15 protein-coding genes and 1 pseudogene are annotated in these 17313 nt (G+C 38.6%); 6 read left to right on the top strand and 10 right to left on the bottom strand.

The genetic code is table 11. From position 1 onward, the window contains the following. Positions 1–9: 9 nt before the first annotated feature. Both ABJE44_RS18160 and ABJE44_RS18165 read right to left on the bottom strand, forming a co-directional pair. Positions 10–852, bottom strand: coding sequence for an XrtA system polysaccharide deacetylase (locus ABJE44_RS18160; RefSeq protein WP_348111297.1), 843 nt, complete (start codon positions 850–852; stop codon positions 10–12). 2 nt (positions 853–854) lie between these two features. After that, complete coding sequence (locus ABJE44_RS18165; RefSeq protein WP_348111298.1) at positions 855–2273, bottom strand: TIGR03013 family XrtA/PEP-CTERM system glycosyltransferase; 1419 nt, start codon at positions 2271–2273, stop codon at positions 855–857. A 172-nt stretch (positions 2274–2445) separates the two neighbouring features. On the opposite strand from ABJE44_RS18165, the gene ABJE44_RS18170 reads away from it, so the two are divergent. From ABJE44_RS18170 to ABJE44_RS18185, 4 genes are read left to right on the top strand one after another with little or no spacing between them, the layout of a single operon-like run. Beyond that, on the top strand, positions 2446–3081 hold the full coding sequence (locus ABJE44_RS18170; RefSeq protein ID WP_348111299.1) for an XrtA/PEP-CTERM system exopolysaccharide export protein: 636 nt from the start codon (positions 2446–2448) through the stop codon (positions 3079–3081). A gap of 29 nt (positions 3082–3110) precedes the next feature. Further along, entirely contained in the window at positions 3111–4688 is a 1578-nt protein-coding gene (locus ABJE44_RS18175) for an XrtA system polysaccharide chain length determinant (RefSeq protein ID WP_348111300.1), read from the top strand. Further along, complete coding sequence (locus tag ABJE44_RS18180; protein ID WP_348111301.1) at positions 4685–5581, top strand: XrtA-associated tyrosine autokinase; 897 nt, start codon at positions 4685–4687, stop codon at positions 5579–5581. The genes ABJE44_RS18175 and ABJE44_RS18180 overlap by 4 nt, the downstream gene beginning before the upstream one ends. Position 5582: 1 nt before the next feature. Beyond that, a complete protein-coding gene (locus tag ABJE44_RS18185) occupies positions 5583–7190 on the top strand; it encodes a TIGR03016 family PEP-CTERM system-associated outer membrane protein (RefSeq protein ID WP_348111302.1) in 1608 nt (535 codons plus the stop codon). Between the two features lie 8 nt (positions 7191–7198). Here ABJE44_RS18185 and ABJE44_RS18190 read toward each other — a convergent pair whose 3' ends face one another. The 6 genes from ABJE44_RS18190 to ABJE44_RS18215 form a co-directional block, all read right to left on the bottom strand. Next, the gene (locus tag ABJE44_RS18190; protein WP_348111303.1) at positions 7199–8083 is read right to left on the bottom strand and encodes a hypothetical protein; all 885 of its coding nucleotides are present in this window, start codon (positions 8081–8083) and stop codon (positions 7199–7201) included. Between the two features lie 5 nt (positions 8084–8088). Continuing rightward, positions 8089–9363, bottom strand: coding sequence for a hypothetical protein (locus tag ABJE44_RS18195; RefSeq protein ID WP_348111304.1), 1275 nt, complete (start codon positions 9361–9363; stop codon positions 8089–8091). Next, positions 9360–9980 (bottom strand): hypothetical protein, encoded by a 621-nt coding sequence (locus tag ABJE44_RS18200; protein WP_348111305.1) that lies wholly within the window; start codon positions 9978–9980, stop codon positions 9360–9362. The genes ABJE44_RS18195 and ABJE44_RS18200 overlap by 4 nt, the downstream gene beginning before the upstream one ends. Continuing rightward, entirely contained in the window at positions 9977–13672 is a 3696-nt protein-coding gene (locus tag ABJE44_RS18205) for an ATP-binding protein (protein WP_348111306.1), read from the bottom strand. Before ABJE44_RS18205 ends, ABJE44_RS18200 begins: the two co-directional genes overlap by 4 nt. A 539-nt stretch (positions 13673–14211) precedes the next feature. Continuing rightward, positions 14212–14742 carry an NADPH-dependent FMN reductase gene (locus ABJE44_RS18210; protein WP_348111307.1) on the bottom strand — a complete coding sequence of 177 codons (531 nt, stop codon included), beginning with the start codon at positions 14740–14742 and terminating at the stop codon, positions 14212–14214. A 120-nt stretch (positions 14743–14862) separates the two neighbouring features. Next, positions 14863–15336 carry a MarR family transcriptional regulator gene (locus ABJE44_RS18215; RefSeq protein WP_348111308.1) on the bottom strand — a complete coding sequence of 158 codons (474 nt, stop codon included), beginning with the start codon at positions 15334–15336 and terminating at the stop codon, positions 14863–14865. 54 nt (positions 15337–15390) lie between these two features. Between ABJE44_RS18215 and ABJE44_RS18220 the strand changes: the two genes are divergently transcribed. Continuing rightward, positions 15391–15780 (top strand): hypothetical protein, encoded by a 390-nt coding sequence (locus ABJE44_RS18220; protein WP_348111309.1) that lies wholly within the window; start codon positions 15391–15393, stop codon positions 15778–15780. A gap of 87 nt (positions 15781–15867) precedes the next feature. Here ABJE44_RS18220 and ABJE44_RS18225 read toward each other — a convergent pair whose 3' ends face one another. Continuing rightward, positions 15868–16140 (bottom strand): hypothetical protein, encoded by a 273-nt coding sequence (locus ABJE44_RS18225; RefSeq protein WP_348111310.1) that lies wholly within the window; start codon positions 16138–16140, stop codon positions 15868–15870. 127 nt (positions 16141–16267) lie between these two features. Further along, positions 16268–16732: a hypothetical protein gene (locus ABJE44_RS18230; protein ID WP_348111311.1), complete on the bottom strand. Its 465-nt coding sequence runs from the start codon at positions 16730–16732 to the stop codon at positions 16268–16270. A 298-nt stretch (positions 16733–17030) separates the two neighbouring features. Between ABJE44_RS18230 and ABJE44_RS18235 the strand changes: the two are divergent. Next, positions 17031–17313: pseudogene (locus tag ABJE44_RS18235) on the top strand (transposase); the annotation flags it as partial.

Consider the following 17313-nt stretch of genomic DNA (forward strand, 5'->3'; position numbering starts at 1 on the left):
ACAGTCTCCTTATTTGGATGGTATATTATACACATCTTTCATGGTTCCCCATGAGAAGTCCTGCAACAACTTTTCCAATTTACCGTATGTTTTATCTAGATTTACATAATGTCTAAACTTAGATTTAAGGGGCGCACTAGCGAGGCGAGGCTGTTCGCTATCTATTTCCCAAGGGTGAAAATAAAACGAGTAGGGTTGTCTTTCTTTTTTAAGGTAAGTAGAAACTAAATATTTAGACAATGCATAAGGATAGAGCCTAAAATACCCACCACCACCGATAGGTGTTTGTTTGCCCATAAGCTTTAAAGTGGGTATGGGAATTTCAATAATTCCCTCTTTACGTTTATAGGTAAACCTCGGCCAGTCAGGTGTACCGTAAAGATCGTGTTTAACTGGGTAAGTACTAGAGCTGTAGCCAAAATCTAGTTCTGTTAATACCTCAAAGGCCCATTCATTGTCATATCCAATTGAAAAACTAGGAGCCCGGTAACCTGTCACCCTCTCTCCAATAAGCCCTTCAAGGTGCTCCTTGGAGCGCATAACATCCTCTTTGAATTCATTCCGGCTTTGCGAAGTTGCCCTTCTGTGGGCATAACCATGGCTAGCAATTTCATGACCTTGGCGATGAATCTCAGTAATAAGTTCGGGAAAACGCTCAGCCACCCAACCTAGAACAAAAAAAGTAGACTTTACATTATACTTGGCAAACAAATCTAACAATCTGCGAGTATTACCATCAACCCTAGGTTGATACTCTTTCCATTGAGAAGGATCAATTACGGACTCGAATGCAGATACATGAAAAAAATCTTCTACATCGACAGTCATTGCATTAAGAATGGGTATAGCCACAATTATCTTCCTTTGCCAAAGAGCACGACTTCCACAGTACGGATTAAAATCAAAATATCTAACATCACACTTTGATGTTTGACGTAATAAAGATCAAATTTCAATTTTTCCATGGAGTCTTCCACACTGGCTCCGTAGGGATAATTAAGTTGAGCCCAACCTGCTAACCCCGGCTTAACATTGTGCCTTTGATTATAATAAGGAATCTCTCTAATCAACTGCTCTACAAATTGAGGGCGCTCTGGTCTGGGGCCGATAAAAGACATTTCACCACGATACACATTTAACAACTGGGGCAACTCATCAATTCGATATTTGCGAATAAAGGCCCCAGTCTTAGTGACTCTTGAATCATTTGTTGTAGCCCACTTCGCACCGTCTTTCTCTGCATCAGGTCGCATACTTCTAAATTTAATAATTTTGAAAAGACGACCATTTAGCCCGACTCTTTCTTGTTTATAAAAAACAGAAGCGCCTTTAACTTTTATATCTTCAAAAAAGATAATCAAAGCGGTTATCAACATAAAAGGCCAAGTCATTAACAACACTATAGTAGCCAGAATACAATTAACTGTGTAATCCAGAGCGTCTCTTAAATAGTTTTGAGAGTTGAAGCCGTTTGAATAAATTACCCAGCTTGGATACATTAGATTCACGACAATTTGACCCGTTTCACGCTCCATAAAGTCTAAAAGATCGGTTACTTCAACGCCTCTCAGACGACAGTCAAATAGGATTTCAACCGGCAAGGTACCGCGCCTTTGATCACAGGCAATAATGACTTCATCGATATCGTTATCAGTAATAAAGTTTCTAAAATTTTCATCAATTCTGACATGAATAAGCTTTTCGTTTTGAATACCCTCTTCCCTGTTATCACCAGGAATAGGAATAAAACCAACAAGCTCAAAACCAAACCTATCCACTTCACGGCGCATTCTTTTTTCAATGATAGAGGCTCTTTCGCCCGCCCCAATAACAATAATTTTTGCCTGACCAAGACCAAGAATGCCAAGCCTATTGACAAAATAACGAAGAAAAACCATAGCAACAATCGTAAGACCCGCATAAATAGGCAGGTAATACTCACTAATTTCAGTGCTTTGAAACAAACTGCTGCTGATTACTGCGGTAACAAAGTAGCCTATTGCCACACTAACAAAAATTCGCCTTATAATTCCTCGGAACGTTTCACGAAGCTTAGACTCATATAAGCCCACTGAAAGTGCAGATACAACCACCAAAATTGTAAAGAAGCCAATTTGTACAAAAAAGTCAATTGTTGGAATAATGTTATAAGATTCGTTTAAATAATGTTTTATCAGTAAAGATGCCAAATAGCCGACATAGCCAATCATTAAAGCTTCCAACGCCATCAATATATTTGAGCGTCTAATTTCTTTTTTACTTCCAAAACTCATTTATCATTTCCAACTATGTATTAGTATACGAACTCTTGTATATCAATTGATAACCAATAACATTATATCAAATTCTTTTTTCAATATAATCATCATATTAAGGTTGTCTAGCAAGAGTAAAACTTGCTACATTGAGTGCAAGCGACTTCAAACTTACGGGATAGTAATCTACATGAAGACTAACAAAATAGCATTGTCAAAATTGATATTTTTTCTAACTTTATTAACATCTGGATGTGCTAGTAATTTAACTAAACTGCCAAGCGCAACCAAATATACTTCCATAACCACCTCGGTTGATGATTATCAATATCTCATCGGACCGGGAGACAATCTATCAATTTTTGTATGGCGAAACCCAGATATATCAGGCTCATTTATCGTCCGTCCTGATGGTAAAGTTACGACTTCTCTAGTTGAAGATATTGAAGTATCGGGCAAAACCGCGACTATGTTAGCCAGAGAAATTGAAGAGCAATTAGGCAAATATATTAACAACCCAAGAGTAACTGTGAGTGTTACTAATTTCACGGGCCCTTTAAGCGAGCAAGTAAGAGTGATTGGTGAAGCAACCAATCCTAGTGCAGTCAGCTATACCGAACGTATGACTTTATTAGATTTAATGATTGCTGTGGGCGGCTTAACTGAGTTTGCTGACGGTAACGATGCTAAACTTGTCCGAATGGTTGCTGGTGAACAAAAAAGTTTTAGCATACGTATCGACGACCTTATTAAAAATGGAGATATTGAAGAAAATATTGATATGCTCCCCGGTGATATCATCATTATTCCAGAAGCTTGGTTTTAGACCCTAACTACAGATGGATTTATAAATAGATGCAGGATATTCAAAAAACTCTCGAACTCTTAATTGGGTATATTAAGGGTGTGTGGGTAAAAAAGCGTTACATTATTATTTGTTCATGGTTAATCTGCCCAATTGGCTTTTTTTACGTAGCATCAATGCCTGATGTATATGAATCACAAGCTAGAGTATATGTAGATACACGTTCGGTTTTACAACCTTTATTGAGAGGACTAGCAATACAAACGAACCCTCAACAAGAAATTGCCATGATGGTTAAAACCTTATTAAGTAGACCTAATTTAGAAATCATTGCTAGGGAATCGGATCTAGACATCACCACCACTAACCCGACTCAATATGAAAATCTAATTAACTCCTTATCTAACAACATAAAACTGAAATCAACGGGCAGAGATAACCTTTATACCATTTCTTATAATCATAAAAGCCCAGAAATGGCACGAACTGTGGTTCAAGAAACCTTAGATTTATTTGTTGAAGGCACTAAAGGTAATAGCAGAAAAGATTCAGATTCTGCTAGTCAGTTCATCGATGAACAAATTGATGAATACGAAAGTCGATTAGCTTCAGCAGAGCAGAGACTTGCGAATTTCAAACGAAAATATACAGCACTATTACCGAACCAAGGGACCTTCTACCAAAACTATGCCCAGCTAGAGTCACAGTTAGAAGAAATCCAATTAAAAATTAAAGAAACAGAACAACAAATCGCTTCTTTATCTACTCAAATAAATGGTAACAACGCTAAGTCAGATGAATTCTCGGTTCGCCCATCAGATGAACAGTCTCAGCTAACCACTCGATATGATGACAGAATTAAAAACCTTGAAGAAAACCTAGACCAGCTATCACTTAGATATACAGATCTTCACCCCGATGTAATCGAAGCCAACAACTTGCTAGATTCTTTGAGGAAAGCCCGTGAAAAAGAAATTGCTGAGTATTTGTCAGGTAGCGACGGCGACAACTCTGATCAAATAGGCTCAATTGCTAGTGAATTAAAACTAGAAATGAGTCGATTAGAAAGTCAAATTGCCTCGATGAAAGTAAGAGAGTCAGATTACTCCAACAAGATAGAAACCCTTAAACAAAAAATTGATTTAGTGCCTCAAGTAGAAGCTGAAAGAACCGCTTTAAACAGGGACTATGAAATTACCAAAAGAAAATATGAAGAGCTATTGGGGAGAAAAGAATCTGCAGAGTTAGCGCAAAAGGCAGATGTCTCAAATGAAAATGTTCAATTTCGTGTTATTGACCCACCATTGGCACCTAAAAATGCTGCTGGCCCCAATAGATTACTAAACTACACTATAGTGCTGTTTTTAGGCTTTTCAGCCGGGTTAGGCGTGGCATTCTTAGTAAGTCAAATTACACCAGTAGTCATTCGAGCTAGTCAGTTAACGGCTCTGACTAATTACCCTGTGTTGGGAACAGTTAGCCACTTGAACAAGAAACATATTAATAAAGTCAATCGTTCAAGGTTGCTAGTGTTTTTACTTTCTTCACTGCTCATTTTTGGCTTATACAGCGCATTAATAGCAGCAGAAATCATGCAAATTGATATTTACGGGAGGGTTTTCTCTTGAACTCAATTGAAAAAGCGTTACAGAAGCAAAATCAAAAAGCATCTGAGCAACCCCAAAAAGAAGTCGCAGGTTCAACTGACGATGCAACTAGCTCTATAGAAAAAGCACTTAACACCCAAACAGCACCTAGTGTTAAACCAACTAAAGCTCAAGTAAGTAAAGTTGATATAGAAATTGATTTTGAGGCATTAGATAATAAAGGGTTTGTTTCAACCAATTCGCAACGTCAAATTATTAATGAAGAATATAGAGCCATAAAAAGAAAGCTTTTAGACAATGCCTTTGGTCCGTTATCTAAGTCATTAAACAATAGCAATATTATTATGGTGAGCAGTTCCAGACCGGGTGAAGGCAAGACGTTTACAGCTGTAAACTTAGCCTTAAGTATTGCCCTTGAGCAAGATAAAACCGTTCTCTTAGTTGATGCTGATGTGTTAAAACCTAATGTAATGAGAACATTAGAACAAAAGAATACCGTCGGTTTGATGGAGTTCCTTTTAGGTGAAAAAGATAATATATCCGAGGTTATGTGTACCACTAACTTAGAAAATTTACGTATTATCCCAGCAGGTAAATCACATCACCTATCAACGGAATTACTTGCGAGTGAAAAAATGCAAGAAGCAGTGCAAGAGTTTGCAAATAGATATCCAGATAGAGTCGTTATCGTGGATACTCCCCCTCTTTTAGGCATTAACGAAACGGCAATTTTAGCGAACTTAGCAGGCCAAGCTTTAGTGGTAGTTGAAGAAACAAAAACTAAACTAGCAGATGTATCTAATGCAGTTAAACAGCTCAATCCAGACATGGCAATTGGTTTTGTAGTCAATAAAGCTGAAAAAGCTAACTCTGATGGTTCTGGGTACGGATACTATTACGCAGGAGCTAATTAGAGTGTCGTTCAGACATTTCCACTCATTTAATAATAAGGCCTTTAAATTATCACTTATTACATTAGTGAGCGCTTCCGGTCAGCTAAAAGCAAACGACCTAGATGTTGAAGGCAAAGTAACAGCAACTGGGTACGTGTACCAAACTGAAATTAGTTCTGAAAAATCGGGGACCAATAAAGTTGCATCTATTACTCCATCGGTAACGGCTATATATTCAAACAGACTGATGAACATGTCAGTCAATGCTGAACATATTAAAGTTGAACAAATTTCTGGAAATGTTGATGCAGACAAAGAATATACTGAATTTTCATTTGATGGCTTAACTACCCTAATAGATAACACTTTAACATTCTCACTTAGCGGCAAAGAAAACTACCGAGTGATTAATCAAGAACAAGATTATGTAAGTGACAAAGTACTCGCTTCTGGGGATTTAACTAAGTACAGAAATACTGCTGCCGCTTTAAATTTTGTCACCCCTAATCCTGAGTATGTAGGATTAGCGATTCAAACTAGTTACTCTGAAACAACAACTGATGAATCTATTGAAAGTGAATTTGGTGTAGATGGTTCCAACACAGCATTATCAGCCAAAATATCAGAAGGGAGAAAAGTCGATAATTTTAGTTTTAATTTATCTGCAAATTATAATGACACCACACGAGCCAGTTTTCAGGACTTCTCTTCCACCGAAGTAAGTGGAGACATAGGGGTACCCATAAGTCAAAAAGTTAGCTTAATTGTTCAAGGTAGCTCTTCAGAATATGATGTAGACACCAGTGGTTTTGCAACAAGAACCAATTTGGATACCACAAGTTATGGTGCAGGTATTACTTGGCAGCCCATGAATGAACGTAGTGTGTCTGTTACCTATAATCAGCTGGAAGAAGGTGACAACACCACTAATTATCTTGGCTTAGATGTGGATTGGGCGTTTTCTAGTAGAACCGCTTTAAACTTCAACTACGGTAAAAAATTCTATGGTGACGCATACACTGTAGATTTTAGTCATAACTTAAAATTCTTTAGAAGTTCCTTAGCATACTCTGAACAAGTCACCTCATTTTCTCGCTTATCCTACGGTGAAGGCAGTACCACACTTTTTGTATGTCCCTTTGGAAGTGTTGACTTGGGCGAGTGTTTTCAACCGGACTCACTCAATTATGAATTACAAGCAGGTGAGGAGTATATAGCCTCTACGGATATCGAAACCGACATTAGCGAAGAAATTATTTTACGCAAGGCCGGAAGTTTTAACATTGGTTATGACAAACGTAGATTAAAAACAGCGTTAACCGTTTCCTATGGTGAAACTGAATACTTAGAGTCAGGACAACTTCAGACCACGCGAAGTGCAAAAATTACAGTTGCTTATGAGTTGGGTAAAAAGACAGATGTTAACTTTAGTTCTCGATACGCTAGAACAAGACCCAGAAGCTCAGATGATACGGATAACATCCTCACCTCTAGTATAGATGTGTCCCGTGAAGTAGCTAAGAGCTTAAAGGTTAACTTAGGAGCACGGTTGTTAGATAGGAGTTCTGACTCTGCAGACCGCGACATTACCGACAAGCGTATAACGCTGGGCCTGACTTACACCTTCTAAGTAGGCTATCAGCAGTGGTAAAAAAGTAAGGCAGTATTGTACATTCGTTGCTGCCTTAAGCCCGCCCGCTTTGTAAACATCAAACTCAATAATGCTTGCCAACCTTGAGTGCAATCACGCTCTAAACCCACTAAATATTTTTGCTGCTTATCAGGATAATGCTGAGAGATTACATTACTTCTTAAAAACTCATAGCTGGGCAATAACAGATGAGAACACTTCGCTGATACTGCTAACCTCAAACCCGACAAGTCAAAGTCACCAAAATATACTACTGGTTTATTAGGCCCATGAACTCGCCATAATGTTAAGAACGATGAGGCAGCTTCAGAGTAATCACTGTCACCTCGATAAATAACTAATACTTTGCCTAAGTTATGGGTGATTTGTGCCTGATACCTAAACCAATCATTAAAACTATCGCGATTTTCAACCATGATTAAAGCGTCATACCTAGATAACTTAATCTCGTTTATATTAAGTTCAACGTTAACTTGATGACATGGGTAAAACTCACGGTGAAAGCCATCATAACTGGCTCCTTTTGTCACTGCCGCAAGAATAAGGTGCCCGGTTGGCTTTAACTTACCTTGTTTTTCATTAGTACTTTTTGTTGATGCAGTTTGATGATCATCTTGGCTAAAATCGGTAAATATATCTTCAGACATAGCACTCTGGTAAGCCTGTTGTATTTTATCTATGCCCTGTCGATTAAAACGATATTTTTTCCCATCAACGAGCCATTTACCAGGTACAATATCTTCATTGTCACACCATCTAAGTATTTCTTTAATCGCTGCAACAGCAGTGGTGGAAGCCCTATCATCAACCATAAGTTTGGTATTTTGCTCACATAACAAGGCCTTAGCTTTAGAGGAGATCGAGGCTGACATACAGCTTAACCAACCGCCTGAAAATCACCAAAAAAGCGCATCCCCACTTTTACATCTTTAATAATATGCAGCTGATTAAAACGACTTTGAGGTGCCGCGTCTTTTTCAAGCATAAAACTCTGTTTATTCTGTTGCGGCAAGCCTTCGTATTCAGCCACAATTTGGAACAGCCAAATTTCAGGCTCCCAAGATAGCTCCTGCTCCGCTAGATAATCCACTCCACTCAGCGCTTCTGGACTTTCTATCACTCGAATAAAGAAATCTTCTACGTCTTTAGCGAGTTGCTTTTGCTCTGTTGCTACTAAGTTTTGCACAGCGACAGCAAACCCTTCGGTTTGGGTTTCTGATTGTGAGCCATGCTCAGGCTCTCTGGGTACTGCTCTGGCGAGCTCTGCTAAAGCATAGCCATCTTGAGCCCTGTCTAAAGCAACAAAGGCGTGAGCTTTTATACCGTGAGCTTGATTAACGACTGCGGGCACCTGACTACGGTTTGGATAATCCCCCACTTGAAAATTCGGGTGTTGCCGTAAAAAGGCACTCATACGATTAATTAACAAGGCCCTGTCTTGTTGATGACGAAAACGCGCCATTAGCAATACCAAGCGCTTTTGAACCTCTAGCAAAGAGCCAGAGTGTTCCGAAATACGGGCTTGCAGTTGACTCACCAGTAACTTTCGCAAGGCGCCGTCACTGCCCGCCAGCTGAATTAAATCATCAAAATTAATGATGCTAAACCCATCAAGTATGCGCCTTAACTGGCGCTGGGCGAGTTCAATTTCTAAAATTTTATCATCTAGACTACTGACAAAACCAAACTCAGTATTTAACCTGTGCCACAAACTCTCAATGGCATCACCAAATTGCCCTGTCATGTCATACACACGCTCAGTTAACAGTTGCATATGATGCTCAGTGGCAGCGTAATCACCTTTCTGACGGGCCGCTTGTAATGATTGTACTCGAGTGTGAATTTGATCTAGGTGCTCACCCACATCGGAGTTGATTTGTCGCTTACGCTCATCTTGGGTCAAACTAGCAATCAAATCATTTACATTTGGCCGCAATGCTAAAGGCTGCTGTTCATCAGGGCGCCATAAAATGCGACCATTAATCAACTTATCTAATGCCTGTACAGTAAAGGCAGTTTCGTCCACATGGCCTTGTAAATATCCTTGCATTAAAGCGTCAGCATGTTTGCCAATAAGCTCTAAGCGCTCTTTTCCTAAATCAAAAAGGGGATTACTTTGTAGGGCATTATTTGACTTTGAGGGCTGATTCAAAACATTGCCTCTTGCTCGGGCACATCATCAATGGGAAGATTTTCTTCATCTTTGATAAAACGCACTAACTCAATAAGGTGCTCTATTTTCCCCGTCACAATATAGAACAGCCTATCTTTGTGAGGTTGATGTAAGTAACCCAGTTCTTTTATACGTTTAAACACTTGTTTAATTTGCATATCCACTTTATCACTAGTGGACTTAAATACCTTGTCTGCAGCAAGATGGGCTAGGCGCTGCATCAAAGATTGGTTATCAACCACTTTAGACTCAAAGTCTTGTAATTTAATGGTATCACCAGCACTTAAGGCTCCATCTCGACCTAAGGCCTCTTGAACCAACTGCATCCATTCAAGCATAGGTAACAAAGATTGTACTGTAGTTGAGAACTGCTGGCTTAAGTGGTGCCGTGCATTTTGACTTAAATCACAATACGCCAAAAAATAAACAGAGGCATCATCACTTTTTGCCACTCGCCTATTTAAGGGTCGTAAAAAGTGATTAAACTCTTCCACCAGCGCTTCGTTTTGTAATTTGTGAAAACTATGCTCATCTGTCACAGCACAAATAAACTCGCCTTCAAGTAAACGTTCTAATAAAGGGCCATGTTCTATCATGCATTCACCTGCTCTATCTCTGTGGTTGATGCACTGTTTTGTTGTAAACGCTGTGCAATACGGCTGAGTTTAGGCTCAATTTTTTCTAATTGTTGTTTTTGTTTATCAATCAAATATCTATGTTTAAATAACATCAATACATCTGATTCAGGGTTCGGAAATGCCCCTAGAATATGGATATGATTGGTGTCGCAAGCCTTAAACAGTTTTTCCACATTGTGATATGCCAAGGTACCAATTTCATCAATGGGCCAATGAATATGAATATCAGCTTGGTTACGTAATAAACGGGTAAAAGCTAATAAAAACTTACATAGTATGAGATACGCCATACCATGACTCGAAGACTCAAGTAATTGTCTGTCATTTTTAATCACTAAGTCTGAGCCACCTTCATTAAGGTGTAATTCCAAACGTAGCAAAGACTCAATACTGTAATTAGCATCATTGGGCAGCACTTCAACAACATCTGCCAAATTATCTAAGTACGCTTCACTTGGCAGGTAATCATCAGATTTATTCCAATTATCGTACTGCTGTGCAAAGCGTTTGAGGGGAGTCCAGAAGTTCAGCTCATCCACAGTAGAAATGATTTTCACTTCTGAGCGGGCAATGCCATCTAAACTTAAATCATCAGACACCTCTTCGGTGAGGCGTTTACTTTGTTGAGCAATTTTTCGATTAATATCACTAAACACAGTAAAGAAGCGATTTAAGTCCCCCCCTATGGTTTCACCCTGCTCCACAATTTGTCGCTGACGAGACTCTAAAATACTCAATAGTCGTTGTAAAATAGGTAAACGATCTCGAACATTAGCGTCTTCATCTAAAACCGCAAAAGCTTGATGCATGGTATCAAGAAAGTCTTTACCTGCATCTTTCCCAAGTACCGCCTCAAATTCAGTTAATGATTCTTTTAATTTTTTCTCACCGCGACTGCGGCTTTCCAACGCTTCATTCGCACGGCTTATTCGCTCAGCCTGATCACCAAGGTTAATGCTTACCTGATCTGATAGCTCAAAAGAAAATACAATATGACTCAGTTGCCGCACCATAGGCTCGATTTCGGTTATCAAAGAACTACAACTTGCTAAGGCTTTATCTGTTGCAGCAAGAGCAGTTGATAACTCAGCTCGTTTAGCTTGATACTGACTGATTAAGCTTGATTGCTGCTGTTGTAATTGTTGATTTAAAGACTTTAATTCTGCTTCTTGCTCTAATAATTCTGGTCGCTGCTTTAACCAATCAGTTTGCACAAAGGTTTTATATTCATTTAACTCATCACGCCTTACCACTACGCCTTGAATATGATTTTTTAATGCTTCGATTTGTTGTTTAAGATCTCGCAATGTATTGGGATCAATATCTTGGTCTGCCAGCTCTTGATTAAATGCATGTTCTAGCTGTTTAATTTGTTCACGGTTTTGCTGCCTTTTGGTCTCAACCTGAGATTCTAACTCTTCAATTTGCTCATCTAAAATAGCTAACTCATCTTGCCAACCACTTTTAAATTCTAATAGTTGTTCTTCATAATCAGATTTTAATTCATCAATGGCACGTTGTTTTTGCGCCAATACTTGTTGTTTATCGTCTAATAACTTCTGCAAGGCTTGTTGCGCGTGTTGTTTACGTTTGGCTAACGCTGCTTTTAATTCATCGGCAAAACGTTGTTTAGCGCTTTGCGCATAAGCAACTTCTTGCTCAGCTTGCTCAAACAAGCGATTTTGTTCAGCCACTGCTTCTCGCTTAAGTTCAGCTTCTTGATGACACTGATCTAATTCAGACTCATTCTGTTTTTGCTGTTTTTCGGCAGCCAACAACTGTTTTTGAGCTTGTTCTAAAGCTAAACTCAATGCAGCTTCATCTTGAGCATAATCAGGCGCGTCGATAACACTTAGATTTAACTGCACACCTAATAAACTATTTAGTTCAGCTTCATTACTCTTACTTGATGCTAAAAGCTGAGGCGACAGGTCTTTACGATCAAGCAAAGGCTCATTGATCAAGCGACCAATATCTTGCTCCCAACCTGGCTTATTGTCTCGCAGATATTGTCTTAAACTATCTTGTTCAGGTGATACTTGCTTATTTATTTGACTTAAGCGCTCTTTGGCTTGCCTAGTTGTTTGTCTGGCGTGCTGCAGGGCTTTATCAGCATTATCACGTATAGCTCTTTGCTGTTGATAAGCATTCTCTGCTTGCTGTTTGGCGCTAGATGTATGCTGCCAAACACGCTGCGCTAGTTCTAAACGTTTATCCGCTAAGGTGCCATTTTCTACTTCTAACTCTGTGGGCGTGGCGAGCTTAGCTTGGTGCTCTTGGCGCACAATACTGCGCTCAAGCTCTAATAGTTCAGAATCAAACTCTGTGGACTGCTGCTCTTTTCGTAGCTCAAATTGGCCTCGTAACTCTAGCTCTTTCTCATTATGGGTTTGACGCTTAGCTTCTCTTTGTTGTCCAATAGTTTTAACTTGAGCCTGATTTTTACGAGATAACCGCTCTAACGACTCAGACAGTTTAAGTTTCTGCTGTTCAAGCTGACTCTGTAAATCCTTATGTTGTTCAATCAGTAAATTATATTGCTCTAATTTCTGCTCATACTCTTCCCGCTTTAAAGGCAAAGCGTCGGTATCTTTTTGCAGTTGATCAATATCTGAATCTTGATATTTCTCATATTGCTGTTGGATATGATCGAGCCGTGAGGATTTTGCTTTGAGGTTTTCAACGGTTTCGCTGACACGACTATTTAGTGCACCTTCAGCTAACTCAAAGGCACTTTTCTCGCTATTCTGCTGACTTTTAATTTTATTGCGCTGTTCTTGGCCATCTGCTTTTTGAGTACTAAGAGCTTGTAAGTCTTTTTCTAAAACAGGTTTGAGTTGCAACAACTGGCTTTCAATGGCATTCAGTTTGTCGGTCTGTACTTGAATATTTTGATATTCACTTTGCATAGACTGTAAGCGCATGGTCTGACGCATTTGCGTGATCCATTCTCGGGCCTTAGTATTTTTGACAGTAGTTGTGGGTTGAACCAAACCATCTTCTTCAAAAATTGCAGCTAACATAGTACGTAAGGTATCCATTTTACCTTCTTTAGCATGAACCGCACTGACTAGCTTTTCCATATGCCGAATACGATGCTGACTAGATACCAAACTATAACGACTAGCCAACTGCCTAAGTTTAGTGTTTTCACGCCCCACAGCTCTACCCACACTAGCATCATTTTGAATGATGCTACGAAACTCGCTAGTGGATTGTATTTTGTGAGAAAACTCGATACTCAGATGACGCAGCTGCTTAATCCACTGCTCTGGTAACATAGCTTGTACATTGCCCTGTTCAGTATCTACCAATAATTGCTCTTGATGATATGGAGCAGCAACCAGACGATATTGCACACCATCGGTGCCTTTTCGAGTCAGTACCACTTGGCAATCTTGCCCGTCTTCTCTTTGATATTCGTAAATCAGGTAACTGTTGGCGTGGGGTAAATAGAAGTCATCAAATTTCTTACGAGTTTTAGGTACCACTTTACTAGGCAACTCACCATAAAACACAGGAATAAGGCGTTGTAATGTGGTTTTCCCAGACGCGTTAGTACCACAAATATTACTGTGGCCAGACACATCAAGTTCAACAAAACCAGGAAGGTGACAATTAATAAGAATAATGCGGTGTAATCCTGGCATAGACTTCCTTTATAAAGGGTAAAAATACAATGATTGTATAGGATGACGAATAACCAATATTAATATGGGCATTACACAGTTAAACAATAGCTAACTAAGACTTTGTTAAAAATCCATTATTCAAGATTTGATGGGCACTTTACCTGAGTAGCTCACATTTAAACTGGTAAGTTGAATCGATCAGTTTTGAGCTATTTCGGCTGACTTAAAAGAGCTAAAACCATCGGCTCTTTCATCTGTGCTAGCCCGTTCTCTAACTCAATATCAGCAGCAATTGCACCGCCATGCATTCTTGGACTAAAAACATAATGTTAAGCTGCGGAAAGAAAACCTTCCAGATTATTACAAGCTCTTCGTAAAAGGCAGCCTCCCTATTGGCTTCTAGTACCTGATAGGTTTCTAAAGCAATGCCTGGGTAAGCATGCTCTGGGCAAGTAATTAATGTGTGTTTTTTGAACAAAAATAGGTTTTTCTACCGCCTCAACGCCATCCTATGCTGCGCATAGTTAGCAGTGATAGCGAGTAGCATTAGAATTTTGTTATGTTTTTACAGCTAGATTGTAAAACAAATCAAGCTTCTCACTTAACACGCTGTAACAAGAGTTATTTTTATTTATTTCACCATTAACTAATTCTGTGCCTAATAACGGAATGGATACACAAGAACTATCTATTATATTGCCTGACATGGTGCGCAATATCTCTTTTAATGAATCCAATGCATGGTGAGCGCGCGGTGATGTATTGATAATCATAATTGGTGTATCAGGGAATTCGAAGCTACTGACCAACCAATCTAAAACATTTTTCATCGGTGCACTAATCCCATGAGCATATTCGGGACTTGATATAATTAAGCCGGAAGAAGAATTAAGCTCACTCTTTATCGTTTCAAGTGCAGGAATTATTTCAGATTCCATATCAGGGTTAAACAAAGGTAACTGACTTATATCTCCAATAATAATATTAATATGATCTGGAGATATATTTGATAGTGCTTTTAATGCGGCTAAATTATAAGAAGCTTTTCGAAGACTACCTGATAGTGCCAGAAACTTAACTTTTTTCATTAAACACCAAAATCGTGATAAAAACATAACGCCAGCCTAAGCTGGCAAATTGTAGTTGGCTAAAATAAGTGAGGTACGAACAAAAAGCTAACTGTAATTTGTCCGTCATGAAAACCCTTGTTATGTGCTACCTAATTGAGTCATGATCTTTTGGATACTTTCCAAATTAGTGACCGTTGTCTTTAATTGAATTTGATCCATTTCTTTATTCAATACACTATCAACATCCGATAATAATTGTCTAGCATCAGACATCAAAAGTTCGCCTGTCTTAGTGAAAATGATTTGCTTCTGTTTTCCCTGCCCTTCTAGTTGTTCTAAGTAATTAGCATTACATAACTCTTTAACTGTCTTCGCAACCATTTGCCTAGAGACGCCAAGATTCCGGGCTATTTCAGATCCATAATTCACTCCACACTCTAAGGTGCTTAGAAAATTTAATATTGACGGTGATGCAAATTTATAGCCTTTCTTTTTTAAAGATTCTGAAAGATATATAGATACTTTTTCATGTACTTGAGCCGCAGCCTGAACTAATTGAAGAGATTGGCTTTCTACCATTGGAATATCATTTTTTGTCAACCTTATTGACATAAATACATCCTTTAAATTATAGTTATGTCAACTAAGTATACATGAGACTAAAAAATGATCACGTTAAGTAATATTATGAAGGCAAATGCGTTTAGCTGTATTGGGTTTGGGATTACTTTTTTATTTTTACCAGAAGAAGTAGGAAACTTTTTAAGCACAAACAATCAAGCTCCTAGTATAATCTTTACCGTTCTTGGGATTTTCTTATTTTTTAATGGATTACATTTAATATGGGCTTCGTTAAAACTAATGCCCAGCAAGCACTTAGTTATCTACTTTTCAATTGGTGATTATATATGGGTTCTTGGTACTTCTTATTTATTAGTGGTTGGAATATGGATTACCGCTCCAATGGGTATTGTCGTGACATTGCTAGTTTCGGGGATGGTAGGAGTTTTTGGCTTATTACAAATGATCAAACGAAAAGAAATGGGCAATTGCTGAGAGTTAGATTAAGGCATATAACGCCCCAATAAGCCGACGAAAAGAGCGCAGCGAGTTGAGGTCGGATTAATTGGATTGTTAGGTGAACTATACACTTTGAATTGAAATTTTTGCACAGTTTGCACTTTTTACAATATCCATAGTATTAACTATTTTTTCAGGCTCTACATTCTTATCAACAATCAAATGAACCCTCTCGCAACTGCCTATAGAATTTAACTTATCAGGTAGATTAGCTGTAGCTGTGCCATCAACTTTTATCGAGTCTTGACTAACTTCAATTACGATCAACTTACTGGCCTCAGCATTTGCAGATAATGTAAGAAACAAAAAAGCTGCAATGACATAAAATTTACTCATTACCATCTTGTTCACCTAACGCTTAACATATAGGGCAATTACTTGCTGGCTATACAGCGCGAAGCGCCAGCCAGTGAGTAATTGTCCCAGCGAGCCTGCGAGCGAAATAATGTTTTTGTTATACCTACTATTCGACATAATTGACGTTATACGCTGTTACGCTTATTTTTACTTTTTCACAGGGGTTATCGGCATTTTTACCAACACAATAACCTGTAAACCAAATGTCACCTAAACCTATATGTAAGCCATATGAGTTGGCAAACAAAGTAGAGAATGCTTGTTTTTCTACTCTACCTAACATCTCGCTGGTTATTATTCGACCATAGTTAGCTAGAAAGTCCTTACTATTTGTAAAGTATTCAGTGCCAGCCTTGAAATTCACTCGAATAGGGTAACCATTATATTTTGCAACTTCCTCAGCATTTTTTGATACCAGTGCAGATTTCAATTTATAAAAAAATTCTTCGTATATTTTACTTTCACCATATAAATTTTTAAGTCGATTTCGTGCTTCTTCATCGGGAGAGGCCTTTAAAGAAAAAGTAAAAAAGAATAATGCCAGCAGAGCTAAATGTTTCAATAGTTTCATTTGTAGGTATAACGCCCCAATATGCCGACGAAATGAGCGCAGCGAGTTGAGGTCGGTATAATTGGCTTGTATGGATAATAACCCATGTAAATCATCCTATTTTTATCTGGGGTGAGGTAAAGTGAGACCCAAGCTTTGGCTGCAACCAAAGCCTTCTTTTGTGGTAGTTCGATTGATTGATGGCTCCTCAGTTGAGAGACCGATAACAAGAAAGAACACCACAAAGGACTCCAAGCACAACACTCGAATAGTCTACTGGGTCTCGAACCCGCATTATGCAAGCAAGAGTTAGCTTATTATGAATACTAAAATGAATCAAAACATTAACGTCGGTGTCGATACTGGAAAATTCCAACTCGACATTTATATCCGCCCACTCGATATTTATTTCACCGTTACTAACGATGAAAAAGGTATCAAGGAAGCCGTTAGAACAATTAAAAAAACACTCACCAGAGCGGATTGTTATTGAAGCCACAGGTCGTCTTGAAATGCCATTTATCATGGCTTGTGCAAAAACAAACCTTCCCTTTGTGATTGCCAACCCTATTCACATTAAACGTTTCGCTGGTGCTATTGGG

The organism is Paraglaciecola sp., from assembly GCF_039942875.1.
Taxonomy (GTDB): Bacteria; Pseudomonadota; Gammaproteobacteria; order Enterobacterales; family Alteromonadaceae; genus Paraglaciecola.